General features: G+C 68.0%; 15 protein-coding genes and 1 tRNA gene. 9 read left to right on the top strand and 7 right to left on the bottom strand.

The genetic code is table 11. From position 1 onward, the window contains the following. Positions 1-19: 19 nt before the first annotated feature. The 3 genes from drmD to ABZ876_RS17275 form a co-directional block, all read right to left on the bottom strand. Positions 20-3,259: a DISARM system SNF2-like helicase DrmD gene (gene drmD / locus ABZ876_RS17285; RefSeq protein WP_361781058.1), complete on the bottom strand. Its 3,240-nt coding sequence runs from the start codon at positions 3,257-3,259 to the stop codon at positions 20-22. Positions 3,260-3,402: 143 nt separating this feature from the next. Next, positions 3,403-4,665, bottom strand: coding sequence for a serine/threonine-protein kinase (locus ABZ876_RS17280; RefSeq protein ID WP_361781055.1), 1,263 nt, complete (start codon positions 4,663-4,665; stop codon positions 3,403-3,405). Between the two features lie 181 nt (positions 4,666-4,846). After that, positions 4,847-5,788 carry a serine/threonine-protein kinase gene (locus ABZ876_RS17275; RefSeq protein ID WP_361781053.1) on the bottom strand — a complete coding sequence of 314 codons (942 nt, stop codon included), beginning with the start codon at positions 5,786-5,788 and terminating at the stop codon, positions 4,847-4,849. A 142-nt stretch (positions 5,789-5,930) separates the two neighbouring features. Between ABZ876_RS17275 and ABZ876_RS17270 the strand changes: the two genes are divergently transcribed. Further along, the gene (locus tag ABZ876_RS17270; protein ID WP_361781050.1) at positions 5,931-7,916 is read left to right on the top strand and encodes an N-6 DNA methylase; all 1,986 of its coding nucleotides are present in this window, start codon (positions 5,931-5,933) and stop codon (positions 7,914-7,916) included. A gap of 1,187 nt (positions 7,917-9,103) precedes the next feature. Here ABZ876_RS17270 and ABZ876_RS17265 read toward each other — a convergent pair. Beyond that, a complete protein-coding gene (locus ABZ876_RS17265) occupies positions 9,104-9,943 on the bottom strand; it encodes a transposase (RefSeq protein WP_361781048.1) in 840 nt (279 codons plus the stop codon). A 509-nt stretch (positions 9,944-10,452) separates the two neighbouring features. On the opposite strand from ABZ876_RS17265, the gene ABZ876_RS17260 reads away from it, so the two are divergent. After that, entirely contained in the window at positions 10,453-10,653 is a 201-nt protein-coding gene (locus ABZ876_RS17260; protein ID WP_361781045.1) for an SCO3870 family protein, read from the top strand. Positions 10,654-11,072: 419 nt separating this feature from the next. Then, the gene (locus ABZ876_RS17255) at positions 11,073-11,624 is read left to right on the top strand and encodes a hypothetical protein (protein WP_361781042.1); all 552 of its coding nucleotides are present in this window, start codon (positions 11,073-11,075) and stop codon (positions 11,622-11,624) included. A gap of 770 nt (positions 11,625-12,394) precedes the next feature. Here ABZ876_RS17255 and ABZ876_RS17250 read toward each other — a convergent pair. Next, complete coding sequence (locus ABZ876_RS17250) at positions 12,395-13,264, bottom strand: IS5 family transposase (protein WP_361781039.1); 870 nt, start codon at positions 13,262-13,264, stop codon at positions 12,395-12,397. Positions 13,265-13,638: 374 nt separating this feature from the next. On the opposite strand from ABZ876_RS17250, the gene ABZ876_RS17245 reads away from it, so the two are divergent. Continuing rightward, positions 13,639-14,148 (top strand): hypothetical protein, encoded by a 510-nt coding sequence (locus ABZ876_RS17245; protein WP_361781335.1) that lies wholly within the window; start codon positions 13,639-13,641, stop codon positions 14,146-14,148. Here the strand turns inward: ABZ876_RS17245 and ABZ876_RS17240 are convergent. Further along, complete coding sequence (locus tag ABZ876_RS17240; protein ID WP_361781036.1) at positions 14,105-14,950, bottom strand: IS5 family transposase; 846 nt, start codon at positions 14,948-14,950, stop codon at positions 14,105-14,107. The genes ABZ876_RS17245 and ABZ876_RS17240 overlap by 44 nt on opposite strands. A gap of 294 nt (positions 14,951-15,244) precedes the next feature. On the opposite strand from ABZ876_RS17240, the gene ABZ876_RS17235 reads away from it, so the two are divergent. The 4 genes from ABZ876_RS17235 (at position 15,245) to ABZ876_RS17220 (ending at position 21,347) form a co-directional block, all read left to right on the top strand. Further along, complete coding sequence (locus tag ABZ876_RS17235; RefSeq protein ID WP_361781033.1) at positions 15,245-16,027, top strand: hypothetical protein; 783 nt, start codon at positions 15,245-15,247, stop codon at positions 16,025-16,027. An 88-nt stretch (positions 16,028-16,115) separates the two neighbouring features. Then, positions 16,116-16,358, top strand: a complete 243-nt coding sequence (locus tag ABZ876_RS17230) for a tetratricopeptide repeat protein (protein WP_361781030.1) — start codon at positions 16,116-16,118, stop codon at positions 16,356-16,358. 385 nt (positions 16,359-16,743) lie between these two features. Next, complete coding sequence (locus tag ABZ876_RS17225) at positions 16,744-20,976, top strand: CHAT domain-containing protein (protein WP_361781027.1); 4,233 nt, start codon at positions 16,744-16,746, stop codon at positions 20,974-20,976. Next, positions 20,973-21,347 carry a hypothetical protein gene (locus ABZ876_RS17220; protein ID WP_361781024.1) on the top strand — a complete coding sequence of 125 codons (375 nt, stop codon included), beginning with the start codon at positions 20,973-20,975 and terminating at the stop codon, positions 21,345-21,347. Before ABZ876_RS17225 ends, ABZ876_RS17220 begins: the two co-directional genes overlap by 4 nt. A 422-nt stretch (positions 21,348-21,769) precedes the next feature. Here the strand turns inward: ABZ876_RS17220 and ABZ876_RS17215 are convergent. Further along, positions 21,770-21,858 (bottom strand) — tRNA-Ser (locus tag ABZ876_RS17215). Between the two features lie 255 nt (positions 21,859-22,113). On the opposite strand from ABZ876_RS17215, the gene ABZ876_RS17210 reads away from it, so the two are divergent. After that, positions 22,114-24,429: an NACHT domain-containing protein gene (locus tag ABZ876_RS17210; protein ID WP_361781021.1), complete on the top strand. Its 2,316-nt coding sequence runs from the start codon at positions 22,114-22,116 to the stop codon at positions 24,427-24,429. Positions 24,430-24,436: the final 7 nt, after the last annotated feature.

Here is a 24,436-nt window from a genome sequence, read left to right as displayed (position 1 = left end):
CTCGCGGGGCGGCGGGGGCTCATCGGCGGGCCTCCTTTGCGGGGACGACGAAGACGACGGCGGCGGGGAAGAGGTGGGAGCGGGGCTCGCGGTAGCGGGCGGCGATGGCGGCGAGTTCGCGTTCGCGTTCGGCGGGCAGGCCTTCGAGGCGTTCGCGCCAGCGGCGGCGGTCGTCCTCGAACTGACGGCGCTCGTGGCCGGTCAGCTCGTGCGTGGAGAGCAGGGCGAGCTGTTCGCCGTCGCCGTCCCCCTCCTCCCGGAGCTTGGCTCGCAGGGTGGCCTCGAAGCGGTCGAGGGTGGCGGTGATGCGGCGCTCCTCCTCGGCCCGGCGGTCGGCGAGCCGGCTTTCCAGCTGGCGGCCGAGTTCGGCGGCGCGGGCCTCCAGGGACCGGTAGAGCGGGTCGCGGAGCACCGGCCAGGCCTCGGTGAGTTCCTTGCGCAGGTGCGGGGCGGCCTCGGTGCCCTCGGTGAGTGCCTGGGAGAGGACCCGGCCCTGCTCGTTCACCGACTCCCAGCGGCGGAAGCGGCCGGTGTCGCCGAACCAACCGCCCGCGTACAGGACTTCCTCGTGCAGGCGGGTGCCGTCGGTGCCGACGAGGACGTAGCGGGCGTAGGCGGAGACCAGGGTGGTCGTCACCGCCGGGTCGTCGGTCACGACGGCGGTGACGCGGCTGAGGCCGACCGAGTCGGCGTTCCAGACGGCGGCGGTGAGCAGGCGCGTCGACAGGGCGACCAGGGGATGCTTGAGGTGGGCGAGGACCACGTCGTCACCGGCCTGCGCGGCCACCACCGGGGAGAACGTGAGCGGGCGCTGCTCGCCCTCCCGCAGCTTGTGCGCGAGGCCGCGGGTGGCGCGCTCCCAGCTGCCGGAGAGGGGCTGCACCTCGAAGAGGTCGCCGGGCTCGAACTGCTCGGCGCGGAAGGTGGAGGGCAGGAGGGGCGGCTGGTGGTCGAGTGCGAGGGCCGTGTCGACGACGCGCTTGACGTTGGCGGGGGTCAGGCCCAGGGCGGACACGGTGCCCTCGTACTGGTCGGCGAGCCGCTTGGTCTGGGCGGTGACGTTCTGTTCGGGCGCGACGTCGCCGCCGGTGCGGCGGCCCTTGATCGGCTTGGGCTTGGCGTTCTCGATGTCGACGGGGGCGGTGTCGCCGGTCATGCGGCGCTGTACGGCGTCGGCGAGGACGGCGTTGACGGAGCCGAGGTCGTGCTCCATGCGCGCGACCTTCTTGGCGACGCGGGAGAGGAACTCGAGGTCGGCCTCGTAGGAGCCGGCCTGGGCCTGCTGCCATCCGGAGCCGATGAAGTGGGTGATCTCCGGGTCCTGCTTCTGGCCCCAGCGGTCGATGCGGCCGATGCGCTGTTCGAGCTTGTTGGGGTTGAAGGGTATGTCGTAGTTGATCAGGCGGTGGCAGTGGTTCTGGAGGTCGATGCCCTCGCCGGCGGCGTCGGTGGCGAGGAGGATGCGCACCTTGCCCTCGGGCTGGGAGGGGTCGGCCTGGAAGCCGAGGCGGATGCGCTCGCGCTCCTCGGCGGACAGCCCGCCGTGGAGGCGTTCGACACGGCCGCCGTCGGTCAGTTGCTCCTGCTGGAGGAGGTCGTGGAGCCATTCCTGGGTGTCGCGGTACTCGGTGAAGACGACGACCCGCTCGTTCGTCCAGTGCTTGCCGTCGGACGTCCGGCATATCGCCTTGAGCGCGCGTATGAAGGCCTCCGCCTTGGAGTCGGGGGCGGCCTCGTGGGTGAGGGCCCAGCGCTCCATCTCCTGCAGCAGGTCCAGTTCCCGGCCGTCCTCGGCGGGCGTGAGCGAGGTGGAGCGGGTCAGGGCGTCGTCCTCGGCGTCGACGAGGCCGGTGTCGTCCAGGTCGGCGACAAGGTCGGCGAACTCCTCCAGCCACTCGGGGACTTCGGCGGCGGCCGCGCGTCCCTTCGTCGGACCGGTGTCCTCCAGGTGGGAGAGGTAGACCTGGACGGTGTGCAGGAAGGCGGCCGGGGAGGAGAACAGGCGCTTCTTCAGCAGCAGGGTCACCAGGTCGGCGGCGCGGCGTCCGCCCCGGGCCTTCGGGGTGAGCTTCCTGCGGCGCTGCTCGGCGAACTCCCCCAGCAGGCCGTGGATCTCGCGCTCCTGCGGGGTGTAGTCGACGGGGAGTTCGCGGGTCCGGCGGGTGCGGAAGCGGGGGGTGCCGTCGGCATTGGTGACGGTGGACTTCAGACGCCGTACGACGGTGTCCTTCAGGGCTTCCTTGTCGGGGTCGACGCCGCGGGCGAAACGCTGGTCGTCGATGAGTTCGAGCAGGGCGGTGTAGGACTCGGGGTAGCCGTTGTGCGGGGTGGCGGAGAGGAACAGCCGGTGCTCGAAGTGCGGGACAAGACGCCGGATCAGCTTCGTCTGCTGGGAGTCGACGGCGTACACCTGCTTGGGCGCGGCGGGCGCGACGTGGTGGGCCTCGTCGAGGACGAGCAGGTCGAAGAACCGCTTGTGTTCGCCGTCGGTGCTCTCCTCGGGGGCGCCGATGACCTCGTCGAGGAGGCGCTGGGCCTTCTGGCCGCGCAGCCAGGGCAGGGAGACGATGGTGAGGGGGTGGACGCGGAAGGGGTTCGCGGCCGTGCCGTGGGTGCGGCGCAGGCGGGCGCAGTGCTCGGAGTCGACGATGGTGAACTCCAGGCCGAACTTCTCGGCCATCTCGTCGCGCCACTTGAGGGTCAGGCCGGCCGGACAGACGACCATGGCGCGGCGCGCCCGGCCGCGCAGCAGGAGTTCCTGCACGACGAGTCCGGCCTCGATGGTCTTGCCGAGACCGACGTCGTCGGCGAGGAGGAGATTGACGCGGGGTGCGCCGACCGCGCGGGACACCGGCTCAAGCTGGTACGGCTCCACGGCGACGCCGGAACGGAACGGCGCCTGGAGGGTCCTGGCGTCGGCGGAGGCGACGGCGGACCAGCGGACGGCGTCGAGGAACGCGGCGAGGCGGTTCGGGGAGTCGTAGGAGTCGGTGGAGGCATCGGGGAGGGAGCCGGCTGGCAGCACCCGGCGGCCGGGCTCCACCTCCCAGATGACGGAGAGGGTGTCGCCGAAGCGGCCGTCGGCGACGGACTGGAGGTGGACGAGGGTCGCGCCCCGGCGGTCGTCGTCGCCGGCTCGTGGGGAGGGTTCGACTCGGGCCACCACCCACGACTGTCCGCGGACCTCGACGAGATTGCCTTCCGTGGGGAGCTGTTCGGCCCCCTTCCGCTCGGTCGCACGCTGAACTGCCGACGTCATGGGCGCTGTTCCCCTCGGTGTCTCCTGTGCCGTCCGTAGACCGTGATGTGTCTCCCCACCGGAACGGCGCGACGGAGCGTAACACGGTCCGTCAACTGTGAACAGAGCTCACAAAGTTGAGTTTCGGCTGATATGTGATTGCTTCAGCCCATCCGCCGCAGCCGCTCCAGCAGCGCCCGGCTGCGCCCGTGCCCGGTGCCGGCAGCGGGCATGACCGCGTCCTCTTCGTCAGCCAGGCGGCGCAGCAGTTCCTCGGCGGCATGTCTTTCTCCGGTGCGGATCAGCAATACGGCGATCTCGTAGCGGGTGTCCAGCACCGCGGGATGGCCCGGTCCGAGCAGGCTGCGTTGTTCGGCGAGGACCGACTTCAGCTCGTCCAGGGCCTCCCGGGTGCGGCCGAGCGCGCCCACGCACAGGGCGGCTCCGGACCGCGCGGCGAGCGCGGCCGAGCGGTCGAGGCCGGGGGCATCCATCAGTTCCCGGTACTCCTCGAGGGCATGAGCCGGACGGCCGGCGCGGCGCAGGGCCTCGATCTCGGCCAGGCGTGGATGAGGGGGCGCCGACTCGGCGGCGGAAGCCGGCCGGGGGGCCCAGGCGGTGAGCAGGGCCGCCACCTCGGCGGCCGAGGCAGGCCGGTCCTCCGGCCTCTTCTCCAGCAGACGCTCGACCAGGGTCCGCAGGCCGTCGGGCACGTCTGGGCGGCGGTCGGCGAGCGGCGGGACGGGCTCATTGGCGTGCCGGTGGTACAGCATGAAGGGGCTGCCGTCGGTGAACGGCGGTGTGCCGGTGAGGAGCTCGTACAGGACACAGCCCAACGAGTAGAGGTCGCTCGCGGGCACCGTGCAGCCCACGGCCTGTTCGGGCGCCATGTAGACGACCGTGCCCGGGGTGGCGTTGGAGGCCGTGAAGTGCGTCTCGCCGGACTGCGGTTCCAGGGCCGCGGCCACCCCGAAGTCCAGAACTTTGATGTCCCCGTCCGGGGTGACCATCAGGTTCGACGGTTTGAGGTCGCGGTGCACGACGCCCTGACCGTGGGCGTAGGAGAGCACTTCGGCCGTGCGGCGGGCAACGTCCGCGGCCTGATCGACGCCGAGCGGCCCGTCGTTCTTGAGGACTGCGTCCAGGGCTCGGCCAGGGACGAGGTCCATGATCAGGTAGAGCTCGCCCTCGTGGTTGCCGTGGTCATGGACGGCGGGGACACCAGGGTGGCGCAGGCGGCTGGTCAGGCGGATCTCGCGCAGGAAGCGGCGTTCCAGTGTGCCGGGTTCGGTACCGCGGCCGCGGGTCGCCAGGAGTTTGACGGCCACGTCGCGGTGATGGTCGCGGTCGTGCGCCGCCCAGACGACGCCCATGCCGCCCCGGCCCAGTTCGTGCGTGAGCTCGTACCGCCCAAGGCTTCGCCCCATCGCGCCCCGTCCCCAGTCCCGGCGCTCCCCACGCCCGCCGCCTCCCGGCGACCGGGGCACGTCACGGCACCCGGCCGACGAGATCATTGTGTCACCGGCACACGGCACTTGCAGCCCTTGGATACCCAGAAAGATGATTCCTACAACCACCCCCCGGGGCGGCCAGGAATGGGGGCACGCCTCACAGCGGCATCGGGCCCTGCGGAACCAGGAACGGCCGGCGGGGATCCTCGGGCACGGTGCGCCTGACGGCCAACTCGGGTCGCGGCTGCGGCAGGTGGGGCGCGAGGGCCGCGTAGACCTCGGCCGCGGAGGAAGGGCGGTCCTCGGGCCGTTTGGCGAGCAGGGCCGTGAGCAGCTTCTGCAGGTCGCCGGGCACGTCCACCCCGGAGTCGGCGACGAGGGGCGGGGGCGAGGCGAGATGGTGGGAGGACAAGAGCGCGGGCTGATGGGTGGGGAAGGGGGTCTCACCCGTCAGCATGTGGTGCAACAGGCAGCCCACGGCATACAGGTCGCTGCGGCCGTCGAGCTGGTCCCGCCCCGCCAGCAGCTCGGGTGAGGCGCAGAAGAGGTTGCCGATGCCCTCGCCGGTCGTCGTCAGCCGCGCATCCGTGTCCCTGAGCAGCTTGACCAGCCCGAAGTCCAGGATCTTCACGACGCCGTCCCGCCGGATCATGATGTTCTGCGTCTTCAGGTCCCGGTGGACGAGGTCGGCGGCATGGACCGCGGACAGTCCCGCGCAGAGCTGGGCCGCGACGGCGACCGCCGAGGCGAGGTCGAACCGCCCGTCCTCCTGCTGGTCGAAGAGGTACTCGAGAGTGGTGCCTTCGATCAGTTCCATCACCAGGCAGCAGGTGTCGTCCGTGAGCGATGCGTCGAAGACAGTGGCGACGTTCGCATGGTCCAGGCGTGCGGCCGCCCGCGTCTCCCTGCTGAACCGGGCCAGGGCCGCGTCGCGGCTGCTCGCCACGGCCAGCAACTCCTTTGCGACGGTCTTGACCGCGACGGGCCGGCCGAGGGACAGGTCCTGCCCCTGCCACACCTGCCCCATCACACCGCGGCCCAGAACCGACTCCAGCCGATAGCGGCCACCAAGCACCATTCCCGGCCCGAGACCCGGCATCTTCCCCGACCTCCGCATCTCCCACACATCACAGTGGAACGTAAACTCTGTGAACAGAGTCAATGAGCGTAGTAGCCTTCTTTTCATCGGTTGCTGGGGAGCCGACCACTCGCCAGCCACCAAGGACCTCGGAGACTGATCGATGAGTACCCCCGACGTCGTACCCGTCAGCCTGGCCGAGATCGCCCGGATCGCCGGCGTCGGGCGAGCCGCTGTGAGCAACTGGCGCCGACGCCACGACTCCTTCCCCACACGGATCGGGGGCACCGACGTCAGCCCGCAGTTCTCGCTCGCCGAGGTCGAGCAGTGGCTGCGCGACAACGGGAAGCTGAGGGACGTCGGCGGCAAGGAACTCCTCTGGCCGCGCTTCGAGTTGCTCGGCAGCAGGAACGAGTCGGGGCTGGCCGTGGCCGAGGCCGCCCGCCGGATGCGGTCGTCCAGGGCACGGATCTCCCATGCCGAGCTCTCTCCGCAGGCTCGTGAGCTGGTGGCCGAGGCGGCGAAGCTGGGACGGGCGGAGGGGCCGCGCGACACCTTCGAGTTCCTGCTGCAACGGTGGCTGGAAACCCATGTCCGACAGCTCAGCACCACGCCACCCCCACTCGCCACACTGATGACCCGGATCGCCCTCACCGTTCGTCTCGGTCCGCAGGATGGCGGACTGACCGTCCTGGATCCGGCGTGCGGCACGGGACACCTGGCGGCAGCTGCCGCTCAGGAGTACGACGGCCCAGGCCTCGAGTTGCTCGCGTGCGAGCGGGATCCGGCGCTGGCCGCGCTGGCGTCCGCCCGGCTCGGCTTCGTCGCGGACGACCGTCACGTCCGTACACGGATCGCCACGGCCGACGCGCTGCGGGAGGACCCCTTCACCGGGGCCAAGGCCGACATCGCCCTGTGCAACCCGCCGTTCAATGAACGGGACTGGGGATACGAGGAACTCGCCACCGACCAGCGCTGGACCCATGGGCTGCCCCCGCGGACCGAGCCCGAACTGGCCTGGGTACAGCACCTCCTCTCCCACCTCAGACCCGGCGGAGTCGCCGTGGTGGTCCTCCCACCCGCCGTCGCATCACGCAAGGCGGGTCGGCGTATTCGCGGCTCGCTGCTGCGCACCGGAGCACTTCGGGCGGTGGTGTCCCTGCCTCCGGGCAGTGCACAACCCCACAGCGTGTCACTGCAGTTGTGGGTCCTGCGAGCAGCGGCGGAAGGCCCTGCCGCCCCTCCTCCGAGCCAGGACGCCCTCCTGGTGGACGCCACGGGCTTCGCACGACCGGGAACACGCGAGCCGAGCCCCGACTGGGACGCTCTCGGTTCCTTCGTCCTCACCGCGCTGGCGAACCTCGACCATTCCGATCAAGAGCCGCTGGAGAGCGCCGCGCGCGTTCCCTTGCTCGACCTTCTGGACGACGAGGTGGACGTCACCCCGGGACGCTACACCGCGTCGGCGTCCGAACCGTCGTCGAAAGAACTTGCCAATAAGTGGAGCGAGTTCGGGTCGCTGCTGACCGATCTGGCCGATCAGGCACAACATCTGTCCGTACTCGACGTCGAGACCGGCACCCAGCAGACCACGACGACCGTGGGAGACCTGGTCAAAGCAGGTGCGCTGACGCTGCGCGCCGGTCAGCAGCCTATGGAGAAGACGGCACCTGTCAGCGGGACCGCCGTACCGTTCCTCACCATCGCCGACCTGCTGCTCGACGGTGCGCCCAGCGGGCTGCTGGCCGCCCAATCGGCCCACACCCTTGCCGAAGAGGGCGATGTAGTGGTCGCCGGAGTGATCCGGGCCTTCAAGGCGTGGGTGCATGAGGGCGCACCGATGGCTCTCGGCCCGCAGCTCTACACCCTGCGGGTGGACTCGGAGAAGCTCGACCCCCACTTCCTCGCCGGCTGTCTGCGCGCTCCGGCCAACGGGCGCCAGGCAGGCACCCATGCTTCCAGCTCCTCCCGGGTCGACATCCGGCGGTTGCAGGTACTCCAGCTTCCCCTGGAGAAGCAGATGGTGTACGCGGATACGTTTCGTCGCCTCAGGGCCTTCGAGACGCTCGTCGCCAGGGCCGAGCGTTCAGGCAAGGGGTTGGTAAGCGACATGAGCGATCGCCTTGCCGCAGGTGGACTGGCTACCTGACCCTTACCGGCCGGTCGGCCGGGCTCAGCAAACACCGGTAACGACCATGCAGTGTCGCGCCGAACGGTCGCAGCGACGCGCTGACGCCTGCGTCGGAAGTCCTCGTCATCGAGTCATGGCGGAGGCTTCATGGCGGCGAGTGCCGGCCGAGCGCGCGCAGGGGCGCCTATGCGGCACACCGCGTCTCCGGCGATCAGTGAGATGGCGCAACTTCTGCTGGCCCTGATCTCACATGCACGCCGCGCCCGCGTCAACCATTTCCCCCAGAACGGTCAGGATCCGCAGAGCTTGGAGCGCCTCCGCCCCTGTCCACCCAGACGGTGACGTGAGGCGTCGGGCAGAGCGCGCGCAGGCAACGCGCCTGCGTCTACCAGCGGCAGGAACTGCCCAACCGGCGAAGCGCCTACGTCTCGCGAGGACGGGTGAGGTGGCCGGTGTGCGGACGGAAGATGCAGCCCTCCGCGATCCGCGACCGCGTCTACTACCGATGCGAGTACAAGGAACAGGAAGCAGCCCTGTACCCCGGGCTTGCCCCCCCGCACCCTCAACCTGCGCGAAGACATCTTCTGCTGGGCCCTGGATGCATGGATCGCCCGCGCCTTCGCCCCCGAGCGGGCTCACCGCCCTCCTCACCGTACCCAGCCAGGCCAACATCGCGGCAAGCGCCGCGGAGCACCGAACACCCGAGCAGGCTCAAGCCCGCCAGGCGATCAAGGAGTGCGAGCGGCGCCTCGCCCGCCACCAGGCCGCCCTCGACTCCGGAGTCGACGCAGCCGTGGTCACCCAGTGGATCAACGACGCCAACGCGACAGGGAAGCGGCACAGAAGAAGTTCGACGACCTATCCGCCGTCACCCGACAGAAGGATCCACCGCTTGCCCCTGACGAGATCCGCAAGATCACCAAGAGTTTTGGTGACATTGCGCAACGTATCTGCCCAGCAGACGCCGACAGGAAGGGCCCAGTCCGCGAAGCCCCGGGCATCACGATCACTACGAAAACACAACGAGGACCGCGACCGTTAGGTCGAGGCCCTCGCTTGCGTATCGTTGTAAGGAGTGTCCGAGGGGCGAGTCAACGGCTGACGATACGGTCTTGGTGGCGCAAGGGCAGTTCCACCTGCCAGACGGAAAGTGAGCCACACCTCCACTGAGGTGTTGTCGCGTGACCCGCACTGTATGAGCGGCGTTACTGGGGCCGGCAGTCAGTCGCGGGGGCGGTGACTGGCTTCTTCGAGGTCGAGTTCGTGCTGGATCCGCCGCCGGGTGGTGTGGCTGATCTTGTTCGCTTCGTAGAGGCGCTGATACGAGCAACTCCGATCACGGAGCACTGCGGCCAGGTGCTCCAGCCGCCCCGTACGGCGGGCGACCGCTGCCACAGCGGCGCCCTGCCGCTCGAGCGACAAGGCGGTGGCCGCACCGATGCCGCTGGGACCGGGGCCGCCTGCACGACGAGGGGTTCGAGTTCTGCGTCAGCCTCGGCTATCGCATGGGTGAGGTTCTGGTGGCGGCGAGCCAGTCGCCGCAGCGCGGTTTTGACCGCGCAGCTCGGGTCGGCGAGGTCGGTGCCGGGGCGGGAGCGGGCGAGCTGCGAGATCAGCTGGTAAGTAGGCAGGCCACGTAGGCGTTCACGTACCTCGGCAGGGGCTGCGACGATGAGCGTACGGATCTGGTTGATCGTCTGGGTACGGGCCTTGATGGCCGAACGCCGGACGATCCGCAGGGATCGGATGGCCTCCACGATGCCGTCGCGGGTTTTCGGCTGGCCGCTTGCGCGGCCGGACAGGAGGGCGGTCGCGGCGGCGTAGGCGTCCACCGGGTCGGACTTTCCGTTGGCCCGCCGGGCCTTGCGGTCGGGTCGGTCCACGTCCACGACGGTGGCCTCGTTTGCCCGCAGGAACCGGGCGAGTTCGGAGCCGTAGGCGCCGGTCCCTTCAACTCCGACGGCGAGGACATCGCCGTGCGTACGCAGCCATTCCAGCAGGTGGCGGTAGCCGTCGGGGGGTGGTGGGGAACGGTGCGGTGGCAAGGTGGCGGCCGATGGAGTCGATCACTGCGGCCTGGTGGAAGTCGGTGTGGGTGTCCACGCCGCCGACCACCACGATCTGGTCTGCCATGCTGTGTCTTGCTGTCCTTCCGTGCGATGCGCGAGGGATCGCACGGGCCGGTCGGGCGGCTGGACAAGACTGTGGTGGGACCTTTGGCCGGGCTCTATGAGGTCACAGGCGCCGGACCGGCCGCGTGCACAGCGCCGCCCAGCCGGCCGACGATTCCTGGAAAGGACAGCCAAAGCGTCAATCGTTCGGTGAGTCAGACCTGCCGAGCGGCGCCGTGGTCAATCCTCACAGTCGTCCGTACAGTGGCGCGCTCCACCCGGACGCCATGAACCACGCCCGCTCCACGGTGTGTGGGTCGACGGCGGACGGGATGGGAGCTGGGGAGAGTGCTGGGCTGGGTAGGTCTTCGGCCGCACCCTGAGATCACGATGCGTGTAGCCTCGATTGGGATCAGTCGTCTCTTGGCTTGGGGGAAGTACCAATGACGAAGGGCCCGTTCGTCACTATGGCCGCCGCGACAGCCGCGCTTGGGACTGCACTTGGTTCCCTTGCGCTCCAGCTTCGTGCGGACGGCTACGAGCAGTACGTCGAATCCGTAGCCACCTTCAGTGTCCTGATGTCCGTCACCGCAGTTCTCACCGTGGTGACGTGGGTCCGTGACGGTCGACCGCACACAAACTGAGTGTGCAAAGGGCGCCTCTCCGCCCTGACACCAGCCGCTGACACCAACAAGTGCGAACAGCGGCGGTCGGCGCCAAACCTGAGTGGACGATCGACCGAGGCTGAGCGCCGGTTGGCCGACGTCGTCGCACCCCGTGATCGACCTGATAAGGACGAGGCCGAACCTCAAAGCGCCGTGCCCCACTCGTGCCCGATGAAGCGGGAAACGACGGGGAACAGCGGGCAGCGACGGTGGCCGGACATGAGAGCGGCCCCTGACCGAGTCTCCCTGCTCAGGGGCCGTTCTCGCTGCTTGCGCTGCGGAGGCGGTGGGATTTGAACCCACGGTGGCATCGCTGCCACGACGGTTTTCAAGATCAGTCAGGAGGTGGACACTGCACCAGACCGACGGGCTAAGAGGTCCTGACAAAGGCGCTGCACGTGGCGGTGGGTGATCAGGCAAGTGGCGAGGCCGAGGAAGGCTTCGTGGATGTCGTGAGCGATCAAGCCGACAGTCACATGGTCGAACCGCTTTTGTTAGAGACAGTAAGCCATGATGCAGCGATGAGCAGGATCATCGAATTCTTCGTTGCGCCGGATGAGACGTCAGCGGCCAGCGTCCTTGCGGGTGGACCCGAGGGCACGTTCGAGACGGTGACACTGGGCAACTTCTTGGTTGAGATCTCTATCCTGAAGTGGGAAGAGCTGACGACCGGGACAAGCTTCGATGCGCTTTGGGATGCCGGGGAGCCGCGCAGTGTCGCCGAGGACGGTGATTGCCAGGTGTTCGTGGTGTCCGAGCGGCTCCTCCGCGAGTTGGCAGGCGTCGACGACCTTCGCATCGCCGAGCTCGCCAAGGGCTGGAAACGCATGCGCAGCGAAGATGGAGAGGATCTGGACGACGAGCCCGCGCGCGAGATCCTGACCGAGGTTTCTGAACTGGCCCGCGTCGCGAATGATCAAGGGTTCGGCCTCTACTGCTGGGTGGCGTAGACGGTCCCCCACCGCCGGGCCGGCGCGCGGGCGCCCAGATGCCCGCCCCGGCCTGGTCAGCATGTAGCGGTACAGCAGCGGAGTACAGCAACCACAGCAACCCGGCCCGCCCGGTAATGCCTCCAAAGAACCGTGCCACGACCGGTATGACCACCACCGACCGATCCACATAGAGCTACGGATCAGAAGGTTCCAGGATTCGAATCCTGCCGAGTGCGCACGGGTAAGAGGCTCCGGACCACTCCGGGGCACGCTGCAAGCCGGCGGGCGCCGCGTCGAAGGGGCCACGAGCCGCGAGAGAGCTATCAGGTTTGTGTTCATCGACCAGGCTCGAACCCGCGACTGGGCGTTGGTCAGGGGCCGGTGTCGCGGTCGTCGGGATGCTGAGACACCGACGGATCGTCTGAGTTTCAATATCTGAACCAAAATGGGGAGGGATCCAGGGTGGTTCCCCCGCCGTTTGGCAGGTGTGTCTTGTGCCCCTCTGGTAGCAACGCGGCAGCAGCCAGTCATCACCGACTGCAGGCACGCGGATGACCGGCCGAACAGCCCTCAGTTACCGCCCCGCTCGTAGTTCGCATCGAGGTGCCACACGCAACACCCCCGCTCGGGCCGTATCGGGGCCGTGCGGGGGTGCTCAACGACGACCAATGCTGACAACCACCGACAGCTAAGACGCAGGTCACAGCATTGATCGATTATCCGGCCCCAGGTCAGAGACCTCCTTCTTCACTTCTTCGGCTACTGAGAGGTCGTTTTCTCCCGATGTTTCATCCCGGAATTAGTGTTTGATCCCGGGGTGTCGGGTCGTGCCAGGAGATGGTGGCTTCGCCGGTGAGGCGGCGGGCCATGAGGTCGGTCATGGCGAGGTGGATCATGGCTTCGGAGCGGGAGGGCAGGGTCTCGTAGTCGCGCGCCAAGCGGCGGTGGAGCATCAGCCATCCGTAGGTCCGCTCCACGGTCCAGCGCTTGGGCAGCGGGGTGAATCCCCTGGCTCCGGAGGCGCGTTGGACGATTTCCATGTCGATGCCGAGGGTGGCGGCGTGCTCGACGAGGTGCTGGCGGTAGCCGCCGTCCACCCAGACCTTGCGGATGGTGGGATGGGCGGCCGCCACCTGGTCGATCAGGTGGGTGCCGGCGGTGGAGTCCTGCACGCTTGCGGCTGTGACCAGCACCGCAAGCAGCAGTCCGAGGGTGTCGGTGACGATGCTCCGCTTGCGGCCCACGATCTTCTTCGCCGCATCGGTGCCCTGTCCGGCGGCCGGGACGCTGGTGGAGGTCTTCACGCTCTGCGCGTCGATGACGCACGCGGACGGCTCGGCACCCTTGCCCTCGTTCTGCCGTAATAGCCTGCGCAGCACGCCGGTGAGCTGGGCGAACACACCGTCCTTCTGCCACTTGGCGAAGTAGCCGTAGACGGTTTCCCAGGGTGGGAAGTCGTGCGGCAGGTAGCGCCACTGCACCCCGGTGCGGTCCACGTACAGGATCGCGTTCATGATCTCGCGCAGGTCGTGCTCGGGCGGGCGTCCGATGTTCAGCGCATGCCTGCGCCGCTCGGCCCGCCAGGCACTGAGCACCGGCTCGATCAACTCCCAGCGGGCATCGGACAGATCACTCGGATACGCACGACGTTCGGCCATGACCTGGACGTACCGCCGACCAGGGGCGTGCGCCCAGGCGTGAACCGAGAACGGCGGGAGCACCACCCCACGACGGGGGTCTTGGGATGAGACAGGCGCAAGGCACACCCCGCCCCAGCCGTCACCTCATCCGGCACATGTGCCGCAGCCACTCCACCAGACTCGCCGAGACGCCAACCCCTGACCGAAAAGCCCAGGACGAAGCACACATCACAGGTGAAAACGACCTCTGAGAGGTCATCTCATTTAGCGGGCTAGGTAAGAGGCTGTTGTCTTTCCGAGCTTGAGGAAAGCGTTTCCGCTGGTCAGGTGTAGGTATGGCGGCAGTGTGGGAGTGGTGGCTCATCGTGTCGTCGCTCCTGTGGAGGTCGCGGATGCCGTCGGTGGTCGGACTGCTGGAACAGCACGAGCTCGCCGCTCGCCGTCGGGTGGATGGACTGCGTGAGGAAGCCGACCGCATTCAGGCCGAGCTGGCCGCAGCGGAGGAGGAATGGCAGGAGTGGACGATCGCCCGCCGGCGGGTCGGAGTGCTGCTGTCCGCACCGGCCGACGCTGGGACCGCGGGCGAGGCTCCGGCGCCGGTGACGGTCGCGGTGAAGCAGAAATCGCAGGTGCCGGTGTGGCGCGAAGGGCTTGCGTGGTCGGCACTGCCGGTCGACTACCAGCGCATCTTCACGACACTCGCGGACCGGTCCCGGCTCGGGCAGGGGCCGATGACCTGCCAGGAAATGGCTGCGAGCTTCGGCATGGAGGTGGTGCCGGCGCGAGTGGAGGCGCTGCGGGCGAAGGCGAAACGCCTGGTCGCCCGCGGCTGGCTGGCCGAGCAGCAGCCGGGCCGGTTCACCCTCGCTGCGGGTGTGGCCGGGCCAGGCGGCGGGTCATGAGCAGGGTCATCGACCAGTAGACCATCGCCTCGGCGCTGGTGGTGCGGCGTTCGAAGTCGCGGACCAGGCGGCGGCTTTGCATCAGGTGGGCGAAGAGGCGCTCGACGATCCACCGTTTGGGCAGCACCACGAAGCCGCACCTGTCGTCGCTGCGCTTGACGATCGCCAGGACCAGGGCGAACGTGGCCAGGCAGTGCTCGACGAGGCTGCCGGTGTAGCCGCCATCGGCCCAGACGAGGGCCAAGCGGTGATGGGCGTCGGCCACCTGCGCGAGCAGGACCTGGGCGGCGGTGCGGTCGCCGACATCCGCGGGGGTGACCATCACGCCCAGGAGCAGGCCGAGGGTGTCGACCACGACGTGCCGCTTGCGCCCGTTGACCAGTTTGCCGCCGTCGAAGCCGCGGCTGTCCGCGCCGACGACGGCGTCCGCCTTGATGGACTGGGAGTCGATCACCCCGGCCGTCGGCTCCGCGTCCCGGCCCAGCTTCTCGCGGACCCGCGCGCGCAGCCGGTCGTGGAACTCTTTGATCAGGGCGTTCTCGCGCCAGCGGCGGAAGAACGCATACACCCGGTCCCACGGCGGGAAGTCGGCGGGCATCGCCCGCCACTTGATCCCGTTGTCCACGAGATACCGGACCGCATCAAGTATCGCCCGGTGGCAGTACCCCTCGGGCCGGCCGCCCCGACCGTGCATCCAGCCCGGTACCGGCAGCAACGGCCGGATTGCCGCCCACTCCGTATCCGTCATGTCCGTCGGATACCGGCGCTGCCGCTCGGGCCGGTCGGCCGCGTTGCCGTACACGTGCGCGAGGCAATCACACGATCGAGCAGCCGAGTTGGACTGCCCGGCCATCGGCACGCAAGACTGCAGCACAGGGGCCTCCTGGTGCTCTTTGGATTCGACACCCACGAGCTGTTCAGGAGGCCCCGTCTTCATGCTCTCGCCCGACCAGGATCACCCGACCGGGAAGCCGCGTTCGACTACCACCGTTCAAGATCGGAAAGACAACAGCCTCTAAGAACAGCACCGCGGCGCCGTCACCACCTCCTTCCTTGCCACAATCAGGGGTGCATCGGACGACGGGGAGGAACAGCAATGGTGGAAGCGTGGGATGTAGCCGAGACAGCGGGAACGGTGGCGTCAGCCGCAGCAGCAGCTGTGGCCACAGGGCTTGTCGCCTGGCAAGCTCGGCTCGCGCGTCGTGCCAATGCCAGCGCCCACGCGGTCGTGATCGATTCAGCCAAGGCGCGGCTGGACGCAGAAGCACCGGACCTAGACGTCAGGGTCCTTGCCCCGGAGTGGCCCCCGCTGCATGACGCCAACGACAGCACCTCCCATCTGGCAGGCGACACGGTCTGGAGCCTGCCCGGCGACGAGGAGAAAACTCTCGTTTGGACGCTGCCGGTTGACCTCGCCAACCGGGGAACGCGGGATGTCGAGGTATCAATCAGCGGCGACATCCGTCCGGTAACCGAATTGGCGGACCCGGCATGGCACCCTGGCCAGCCGATCGAGGACTTCCTGATGCCCGCTAGAGAGCCTTACCGCTTCCACCTCCAGGGCACACTGACGTTGCGACAGTGTGCCGACAACTGGGGCGCCCGCGAACAAGGCCGTCCCCTACCGCATCGAATAGCCGGTGTCGTGAGCGCCACCGACCGGCGCGATGAAGGGGTCACCGACCGATGGGAGTTGGTGATGACCGGCTGCCCGATCGAACCGGTACCCGAGACGGAGGACCAGTGGCGTCTCACTGCCGACTCCGTGGTGCCTCAGTGGAAGATCCTCACCGTAGAGCCGGTTGCCCGGGAGCGCACCTACTGGATCTCCCGCCGCCGAGGAGTGAAGTATCCCTCGGTCGAGGACCTCCTCGAGTGATCCGTCGCCCGCAATGGGGTAGGGCCGTGAAGGCCGCATGATGTCTGGGTATGCGGTGGCGGCCGGCCTGGGCAGGGAGTGTGCCGGGGTGTTGGGTGCACCGGGGCGTGCGTTCAGCCGCAACAACCTCGCCAGCGCCTACCGGGCGGCGGGGGACGGGGCCCGCGCCATCCCCCTGTACGAGGCCACCCTCGCCCAGCGCGAACAGGTCCTCGGCGACACCCACCCCGACACCCTGAACAGCCGCAACAACCTCGCTCATGCCCGCCGAGCCGCGCCAGCAGAGCAGCAACCTCGGCGACCGATTGATCACCCCATCAGACCTCAATGACCACCCAGCCGAGAGTTCGGGGCGAAGAGGTCGCGTGCCACAGCCGTGCCAGATAGAGCGGTCAACCACGGTCAACAGCGGCTCACATCAGTCGAGATGCGCCGGTGACCGGCGAGCTCTTCAGAGCCGGAGTGACCTGCGCGCCAGGGTCGGGTCGTTCCCTGCCCCCGCCCTTACAAGGCCGCGGTCCGCCCTCCTCCGGTGCAGTCGTGCTCGGGTCGGTATCCGGCGAGGTGTTCGCGGGGCCGCTTTAGCTGATTCGGGCGTTTTGGCCTCACGGTTAGGGCTGTGTTTCTACGCTGAGTTCATGGTTACGGGGCTGGTTGTGGATGCCAACGGGTTTGAGCTGGTCGTTGCTGGCCAGCGGGTCGGTCCCCGTCGGCTGTTGCACACCTCTGACGTCGAGCTGCTCAATGCCGTGGCCGACCACTATGTGGATGCCGTGCGTAACGGCTCCAAGGACCAGGCGCTGCTTGCGGTGGGACGCGAGTTGTATCGGTGGCTCGACGGTGACCTGGGTCAGTTGACGCGCCTGCTCGATGAGGCGTCGGCGCCGCTGGTGTTCGAGGTTCGAGCGCCGGCGAGGCCGTCTGCGGCGGCGTGGGCGCTGCTGCGGGCCCCCTATGAGCTGCTGGCCGCCTCCGAGGGTGGGTTCCTCGCCGAGGCGCCGAAGCTGTTCGCTGTGGCGCGTCGGCTCGGTCACCCGAGCCCGGTGCAGGCCCTGGACGGGTACCGGCTCGGGGTGGCGTTCATGGCCTCGGCACCCCGGGGCCAGCACGAGCTGGACTTTGAAGCCGAGGAGATGGCCATCCTCAACGCCGTCGGGGAGACGAGCCTTGATCTCGTTGTCGAGGACTCCGGCAATCCCGAGCATCTTGGCCTGCGTCTGTCCGAGCTCGGCGGGATGCCGGTGGTTCATCTGTCGTGTCACGGGCTGCACAACTGGCGGCCGGGGCCCGACGGGCCCGCCACCCCGGTCCTGCTGATGGAAGATGATCTCGGGGACGGGTGTCCGACGAGCGCGGACGCGCTGGTGGGCATGTTGACTCCTCGGCCGCGGCTGGCGTTCGTGTCGGCTTGCCTGACCGCCACCGGTGCCGACGTGGCCGGGCACGTTCCCGCCGGCGCTGGCCACCGCGGCGGTCCGGCAGCCGAGCCCGGCGTGTCGGTGGCGCACTCGATGGCCACCGGGCTGGTGGCCGCCGGGATTCCCGCGGTCATCGGCTGGGACGGCTCGGTCAGCGACCAGGCCGCCACTCGTTTCGCCGAACGCCTGTACCGGCAGCTCAGCCGCCGTGTCGAAGTGGCCGAGGCCGTCGCCGAGGCCCGCCGACACCTGCTGACCTGTCCCGATGAGCGCCAGCGCGCCGAATGGCACCTGGCGCGGCTATGGCTGGGGCCTGCTGGTGGCGGCCGGCTGGTCGCGGGAAACCGCAAACGCCAGATGGTGCCCCCGCACCATGTGACCAAGACGTTCCTGGACCGCAAGCACCAGCTGCCGGTCGCGGCCGCAGAAATGTTCGTCGGCCGCCGCCCGGAAATGCAGCACACGCTGCGGGCCCTGCGCGGCGGGCAGAAGGCCGGGGTCCTGCTCCACGGGCAGGGCCGGTTGGGCAAGTCGAGCCTGGCCGCCCGGATCGCCGACCGTCACCCCAACCGGGCCGTCGCGGTCGTGTTCGGCGACTACACCCCGACGGCCATCCTCGACGCCATCACCGATGCCGTCGTCGCCAACCCCGACGCCCGCGCCCTCATCGAAGCCAGGCTCGGCGAGGTCCGCGAACAGCCGGAACGCCTCAAACCGCTCCTGATCGATCTGCTGGCCGGACCGTGCTCCCAGGAACTCGACGACGTTCACAAACCCCTCCTGCTGATCATCGACGATCTCGAACAGATCCTGACCGCCAACCCTGAGGGCCCGCACCGGCTCGACCCCGGGCACGCCACCGTGCTCGCCGACGTGCTCTGTGCGTTCGACCCGACCATCACCGACAGCCGACTGGTGGTCACCAGTCGCTACACCTTCACTCTCGACGGGCTGGAGGCCCGACTGGAACCGGTCCAGTTGCAGCCACTGTCGCCGGCGGCCCAGCGCAAGCTCCAACGCCGTCAGCAGGACCTCGCCCCGGCCGAGTACCGGACCCAGCGCGCCGACCTGGCCCAGCGGGCTCTTGACGTCAGTTGCGGCAACCCCGGACTGCAGGACCTCATCGGACTGCGCCTGGTCTACAGCAGCCAGGTCGACCAGGCCCGGGCCGAGGCCGCCGTCGCCGGCATGGAGGCCTACCTTGATCAGGGAGACCTCCCAGCCGACAACGCCGACATCGGCGAGTTCCTGGAGAACCTGGCTCTCGACACCCTCCTCGACCAGGCCGGGCCCGCCCACCGGGACCTGTTGCGGGCCTGCACCCTGTTCACCGTCCCGGTCCCGCAACCCGTCATCGACGTCCTCGCCGCAGCTGTCGGCGGATCGGCGTCCCGCCTGTGCGGCCTGGGGCTCCTTGACGCCTTTGCCGACCAGCACCGCCCCGACGTTCCGGCCTTGGCCGTCAACGCCCTCGCGGCCGGACGCCTGGCCCCCCTCACCCCCGACGAGCGGGCCGCCCTCGCCACCATGGCCGCCGAACCGCTGTACGCCCAGTGGGGCGGTGCCACACCCGACCCCGCCCGCGGCAGCGACCTGGACCTGCAGCTGACCCAACTCGCCCTGGCCGCCGACAACCCGACCATCACCGCCGACTGCGCCACCGCGGCCGTGTCCGCCCTGCGGCAAGGACCGGCCTCCACCGCCGCCGAGCTCGGCCACCACGCGATCACTCTCCTCGACCGCCACAACCACGAGGTTCCCCTCACCCTGCTCCGGGCCGTCGCCGACGCGGCCGTCACCAGCGGCGACGGCGACCACGCCGACACCCTGCTCCACCGTGCCGTCCAGCAGACCCAGAGCAGCGACCGGCAGACCAACCCGACCGGCCACGCCGCACTCCTCTACGACCACGCCAACCGCCTGATCACCCGCGGCGAGGTCGACCAAGCCGAGGGCCTGCTCCACCAGGCCCGCCAACTGTTCACCGACGCCGGTGACACCCTCTCGGTCGCGGTCACCTGGGGAAGGATCGCCGACGTCCTTCAGCGGCGGGGTGAGGTCGACGAGGCGTTGCGGATCCGCCGCGAGGTCGCCCTGCCGGTGTTCGAGCGGATCGGTGACACCCGCTCGGTCGCGGTCACCTGGGGCCAGATCGCCGACATCTTCGAGCGGCGGGGCGAGGTCGACGAGGCGCTGCGGATCCGCCGCGAGATCGAACTGCCGGTATACGAGCGGATCGATGACACCCGCTCGGCCGCGATCACCTGGAGCCAGATCGCCGACATCCTCCAGCAGCGGGGCGAGGTCGACGAGGCGCTGCGGACCCACCGCGATATCGCCCTGCCGGTGTACGAGCGGATCGGCGACACCCGCGAGACCGCGGTCACCTGGGGGAGGATCGCCGACATCCTCCGGCGGCGGGGCGAGGTCGACGAGGCGCTGCGGATCCGCCGCGAGGTGGAACTGCCGGTGTACGAGCGGATCGGTGACACCCGCTCGGCCGCGGTCACCTGGGGCCAGATCGCCGACATCCTCCAGCAGCGGGGCGAGGTCGACGAGGCGCTGCGGATCCGCCGCGAGATCGAACTGCCGGTGTACGAGCGGATCGGTGACACCCGCTCGGCCGCGATCACCTGGGGCCAGATCGCCGACATCCACCAGCAGCGGGGCGAGGTCGACGAGGCGCTGCGGATCCGCCGCGAGATCGCCCTGCCGGTGTACGAGCGGATCGGCGACACCCGCGAGACCGCGATCACCTGGGGCCAGATCGCAGACATCCTCCAGCAGCAGGGCGAGGTCGACGAGGCGCTGCGGATCCGCCGCGAGGTCACCCTGCCGGTGTACGAGCGGATCGGCGACACCCGCGAGACCGCGGTCACCTGGGGCCAGATCGCAGACATCCTCCAGCAGCAGGGCGAGGTCGACGAGGCGTTGCGGATCCGCCGCGAGGTCACCCTGCCGGCGTTCGAGCGGATCGGTGACACCCGCTCGGCCGCGGTCACCTGGAGCCAGATCGCCGACATCCACCAGCAGCGGGGCGAGATCGACGAGGCGCTGCGGATCCGCCGCGAGATCGCCCTGCCGGTGTACGAGCGGATCGGTGACACCCGCTCGGTCGCGGTCACCTGGGGAAAGATCGCCGACATCCACCAGCAGCGGGGCGAGGTCGACGAGGCCCTCGAACTGCAGCTCAAGCGCTTGGAAGTCAATGAAAAGCTCGGCCACATCGACGGCATCGCGGCAGCCAACTGGGACCTTGCACGAATCGATCTGAGTCGCCAGGATCTCGACGCGGCGGTGCCGAGGCTGGTCACCTCGTTTCAGCTCTTTCTGAAGCTTCAACGGCCCGATGGCATCGCGATCGTCGGGACTACCTTGGGGCAACTTCTGCTGGCTGCGGGTGAACGCAGGCAGGCCCGGCAGGTGTTTCAGGCGAGCCGAGTCGCTGCCGCCAAGATCGGTTTCGCAGACGCTGTTAACCAGCTTGATGAGCTGCTGAAGGCCACTGGCGACGGGAACGAGGAAGTATGATCATCGAGTTTGTCGGAGCGGACGTCGAAGCCGCCGGGAAGAGCGTGGCCACGTTGACCTCGAGCTGGGGCTACCAACCCGAACCAGCTCCGACAGCGAAACCGGCGAACGATCCGGACACCAAGGGCGTCGATCCCGTCGCGGTGGCGTCCCTGGTCGTGTCCATTCCATCGGCCATGCTCGCGGTCGCGGACATCGCCGACCGTATCCACAAACGGCGCCGCGCCGGCGAGCTCATCGAACGCGCCCAACAGCTCCAGGCTCAGCAGACGGCGGTACGGCTCGTGCGCGAAGACCGCTCCGTCGATCTTGCCACTCTCACCCCCGACCAGCTTTTGGACCTCATCGCTGACGAGCCTTCAGCAACCTGATCCCAGAGAGCACCGCCGACGGCCTGGACCCGCCCCGCATCAAGTCGCAACGGCCCGTGCCACCGTTCAGGGCTGATAGCAAGGACAGCACACAGAGACCCTTGATGAGGAGTTGGCGCGTCAGATCCCTGGTGCAGTGACCGAGTCAGGAGGCGCGACGGGGTGAGTGTCTAACTGCGTGACAACGCCGACGGACAGCGGCGGACAAGCGTGGACGCCTGTGGACCATCGGAGAAGGTGAGAGACGCAGCGACCCAAGGTCAGACGGTCACCCAAGTTGCTTCGGGACGAAGAGGTCCGTGCCCCACCCGGGCCCGATCGAGCGGGGAACCCCGGGGAACATCGGGCATCCACGGGGCCCAACAAGTGAGCAGCCCCCGACCAGAGATGCAGGTCAGGGGCCGTTCTCACAGCTCATCGAGCGGAGGCGGTGGGATTTGAACCCACGGTGACATCGCTGCCACGACGGTTTTCAAGACCTTCCCTTAGGCCGCTCGGGCAACCCACCTCCGGCCCGCCCACCTGCTGTCGGCAACACGCGGCGGGGCGGATACAGCGTACCGGCCCCAAGCCCGTAGCGGGGGCATGGTCCACATGGGGTCCACCGGCTCTGCTTCCGGCCGCCAGTCCCACCGCCTACGATCAGTACCTGAGCCGCGGTCCTACGTCTACGGGAAAACGCTGGTGCCGGTCCGCCCGTGTCCTATAGCGCACCTGTTCGTTCTAACGAAGAGGGGGTCCAACAGCCGGCGACTGGGGGCTTGGGATGCGGTGGCGGTGGGCGCTGACCTGGATACTGTGCGCGGCTCTCACAGCTGGCTTGTTCGTGCTGTGGTTAGCCGCAGACGGTGATCAAGCCAGTGCCGCCAGCTCGGTCGTAGCAGCAGTCATTGGGTTATTCGGTGTCATGTCCGTTTGGGCGTGGCAGCATCCCGCCCGCCGAGGTCGCTCTAGCACTGACCAGCTAGCAGACGCCACCAACGTGTTGGCGCGACTGGTTCGTCGTCAGTGGCAGGACGAGGCAGCTTTGAGGCAACTCTTCGATCCAACGCCGCTTCCCGTAGTCTGGGCGGACTCTTCGCTGCCTACCATCAACGATCACCGACAGCTCATCGGCGATCCGATTACTTGCTCTGCGAGTGAGCCGGAGACGCTGGCGGCCGCATTTCGTAGCCTTCTACGACGACGGCTGGTAGTCCTGGGTGAGGCAGGGGCAGGTAAGACCACGTTCACGGTTCTACTAGCGCTTGCCCTGCTGGATAACCGCAGCGAGCACGAACCCGTTCCTGTGGTGCTTTCACTCGCCTCGTTCGACCCATCCCGTGAAGAGATTCGTTCGTGGCTGGCTCGTCGGATTGCAGTTGAATACCCTGCATTGACGGCCACAGACGTCTATGGACCCACGGCAATCGAAGATCTTCTCGGAGAGCACAGGATCCTTCCGATTCTCGACGGCCTTGACGAGGGTCCGGCAGCCAGTCGCGGTGCTGTGCTAAGGGCCCTAAATGAGACTCTCGATTCGCAAGCCCCCCTTGTACTCACCTGCCGGACTGTCGACTACAGCCACATCGTGTCCGAGAGTGGTGTCCTTACAGGTGCTGCTGTGGTCGAGCCATCCCTCGTTGATGCCCGTGATGCCATTGAGCTTCTCTATCTCGCCACGCCGCGAGATCACCGACAGGAACGTTGGCGGCTCCTGGCTCAGCATGTCGAGCGCCATCCGCAGGGACCCGCCGCACAAGCCCTAACCAGTCCATTGACGATCGCTCTGGCGCGCATGGTATATGCCGATCAACATGGTGATCCTGTCGAACTTATCGACGGGCGTCGGTTCTCTACACGTACCGCTATCGAATATCACCTGTTGGAGGCCCTGGTACCCACCCTTTACGCCCGCCTTCAGAGGCGTCAGCCCAATCGGCCTTGGCATCCAGAACAGGCCGAGCACTATCTTGCTCATATCGCTGCGAGACTTCAGAGGCAGAACACGTACGACCTGGTTTGGTGGCAGATATACCAATGGGTCCCAGCGCTGACCACGCCTTGGCGACGCTCTTTGTCGGCGGCGGCGGTCACACTCATTGCGCTTCTGCCGAGCCTTGCACTTCCTGATCCCGCGCTATGGGCTGGCTGGTTTCACCCCATCTCAATCGTCGCGACAGCATCAATCACTTTCACTGTTTCCGCGATCAGCAATAGTCGCGCGGCGCGAGCAGGTCGACCAGCCCTGGTCACGTTGATCGGCGCTCTGGCCGGGGGCGCAACCATAACTCCGTTGGCGTTTCTAATCAGTTTGAGCTTGGGCGCCGACGCAGCCACTTCAGTTGTAAGCACCTTCGCCAGCGTCAGTTTTCCCTTGTGGCTCGTACTCTCAGCCACAGGTCAACCGGTTCCGCCTCTTAACCCGAGCCGTTCCCGCCTAGCCAGCACTTACCAGCGCCATTCGCTGCGCCGCGCGATCACCATCGCAACGAGTATTACTATCGCTTGCGGAGTGGCCGCGATGTCAGATGCATACCTTGAGGGGCAGGAACCTTCACCAGCCATTATCTGGGGCGGGGTGGTGATCGGAGCTGTCATCGGCATGAGCGTGGCCGCGTTGACGGTGGTACGAGCACCCGTTACGACTGACGAACCTACTACCTGCACATCTACCATCAAAGCGGATCGTCGGATTTGCATCGTCAGTGGAACCGTCGGCGCTTTGACAATCGTCACCACATTCGCGAGCTTCAGTTTGATTTCTGGCGATCTTCGGAGCGCTGTATCGCTTGGATGGTCCATCCTTCTGAGTCTTGGGCCAGTCGGTCTTTCACTTGCTTTAGCCGCGCACTCGTGGCCTTATTACTGCATCGCGCGCCTACTTCTAGCCGCGGGTGGTCGACTCCCGTGGCGCTTGCAGTCCTTCCTCGCTGAAGCTCATCGGTTGGGGATCCTGCGCCAGGTCGGACCCGTTTTTCAGTTCCGTCACGCTCGCCTTCAGCAGCACCTCGCTGACCAGGTCCGTGTGCCAGCGCCACGCTCTCCTTCAGGTCAAGGCGTTTCCCCTTCACCCGACCCGCGCAGTCCTGCCGGATCATGAAGCTAGC

The sequence above is a fragment of the Streptomyces sp. NPDC046931 genome (assembly GCF_040644655.1).
GTDB lineage: Bacteria > Actinomycetota > Actinomycetes > Streptomycetales > Streptomycetaceae > Streptomyces.
Note: the sequence above shows the minus strand (reverse complement) of the source record. Positions and strands in the feature narration are given on the sequence as shown.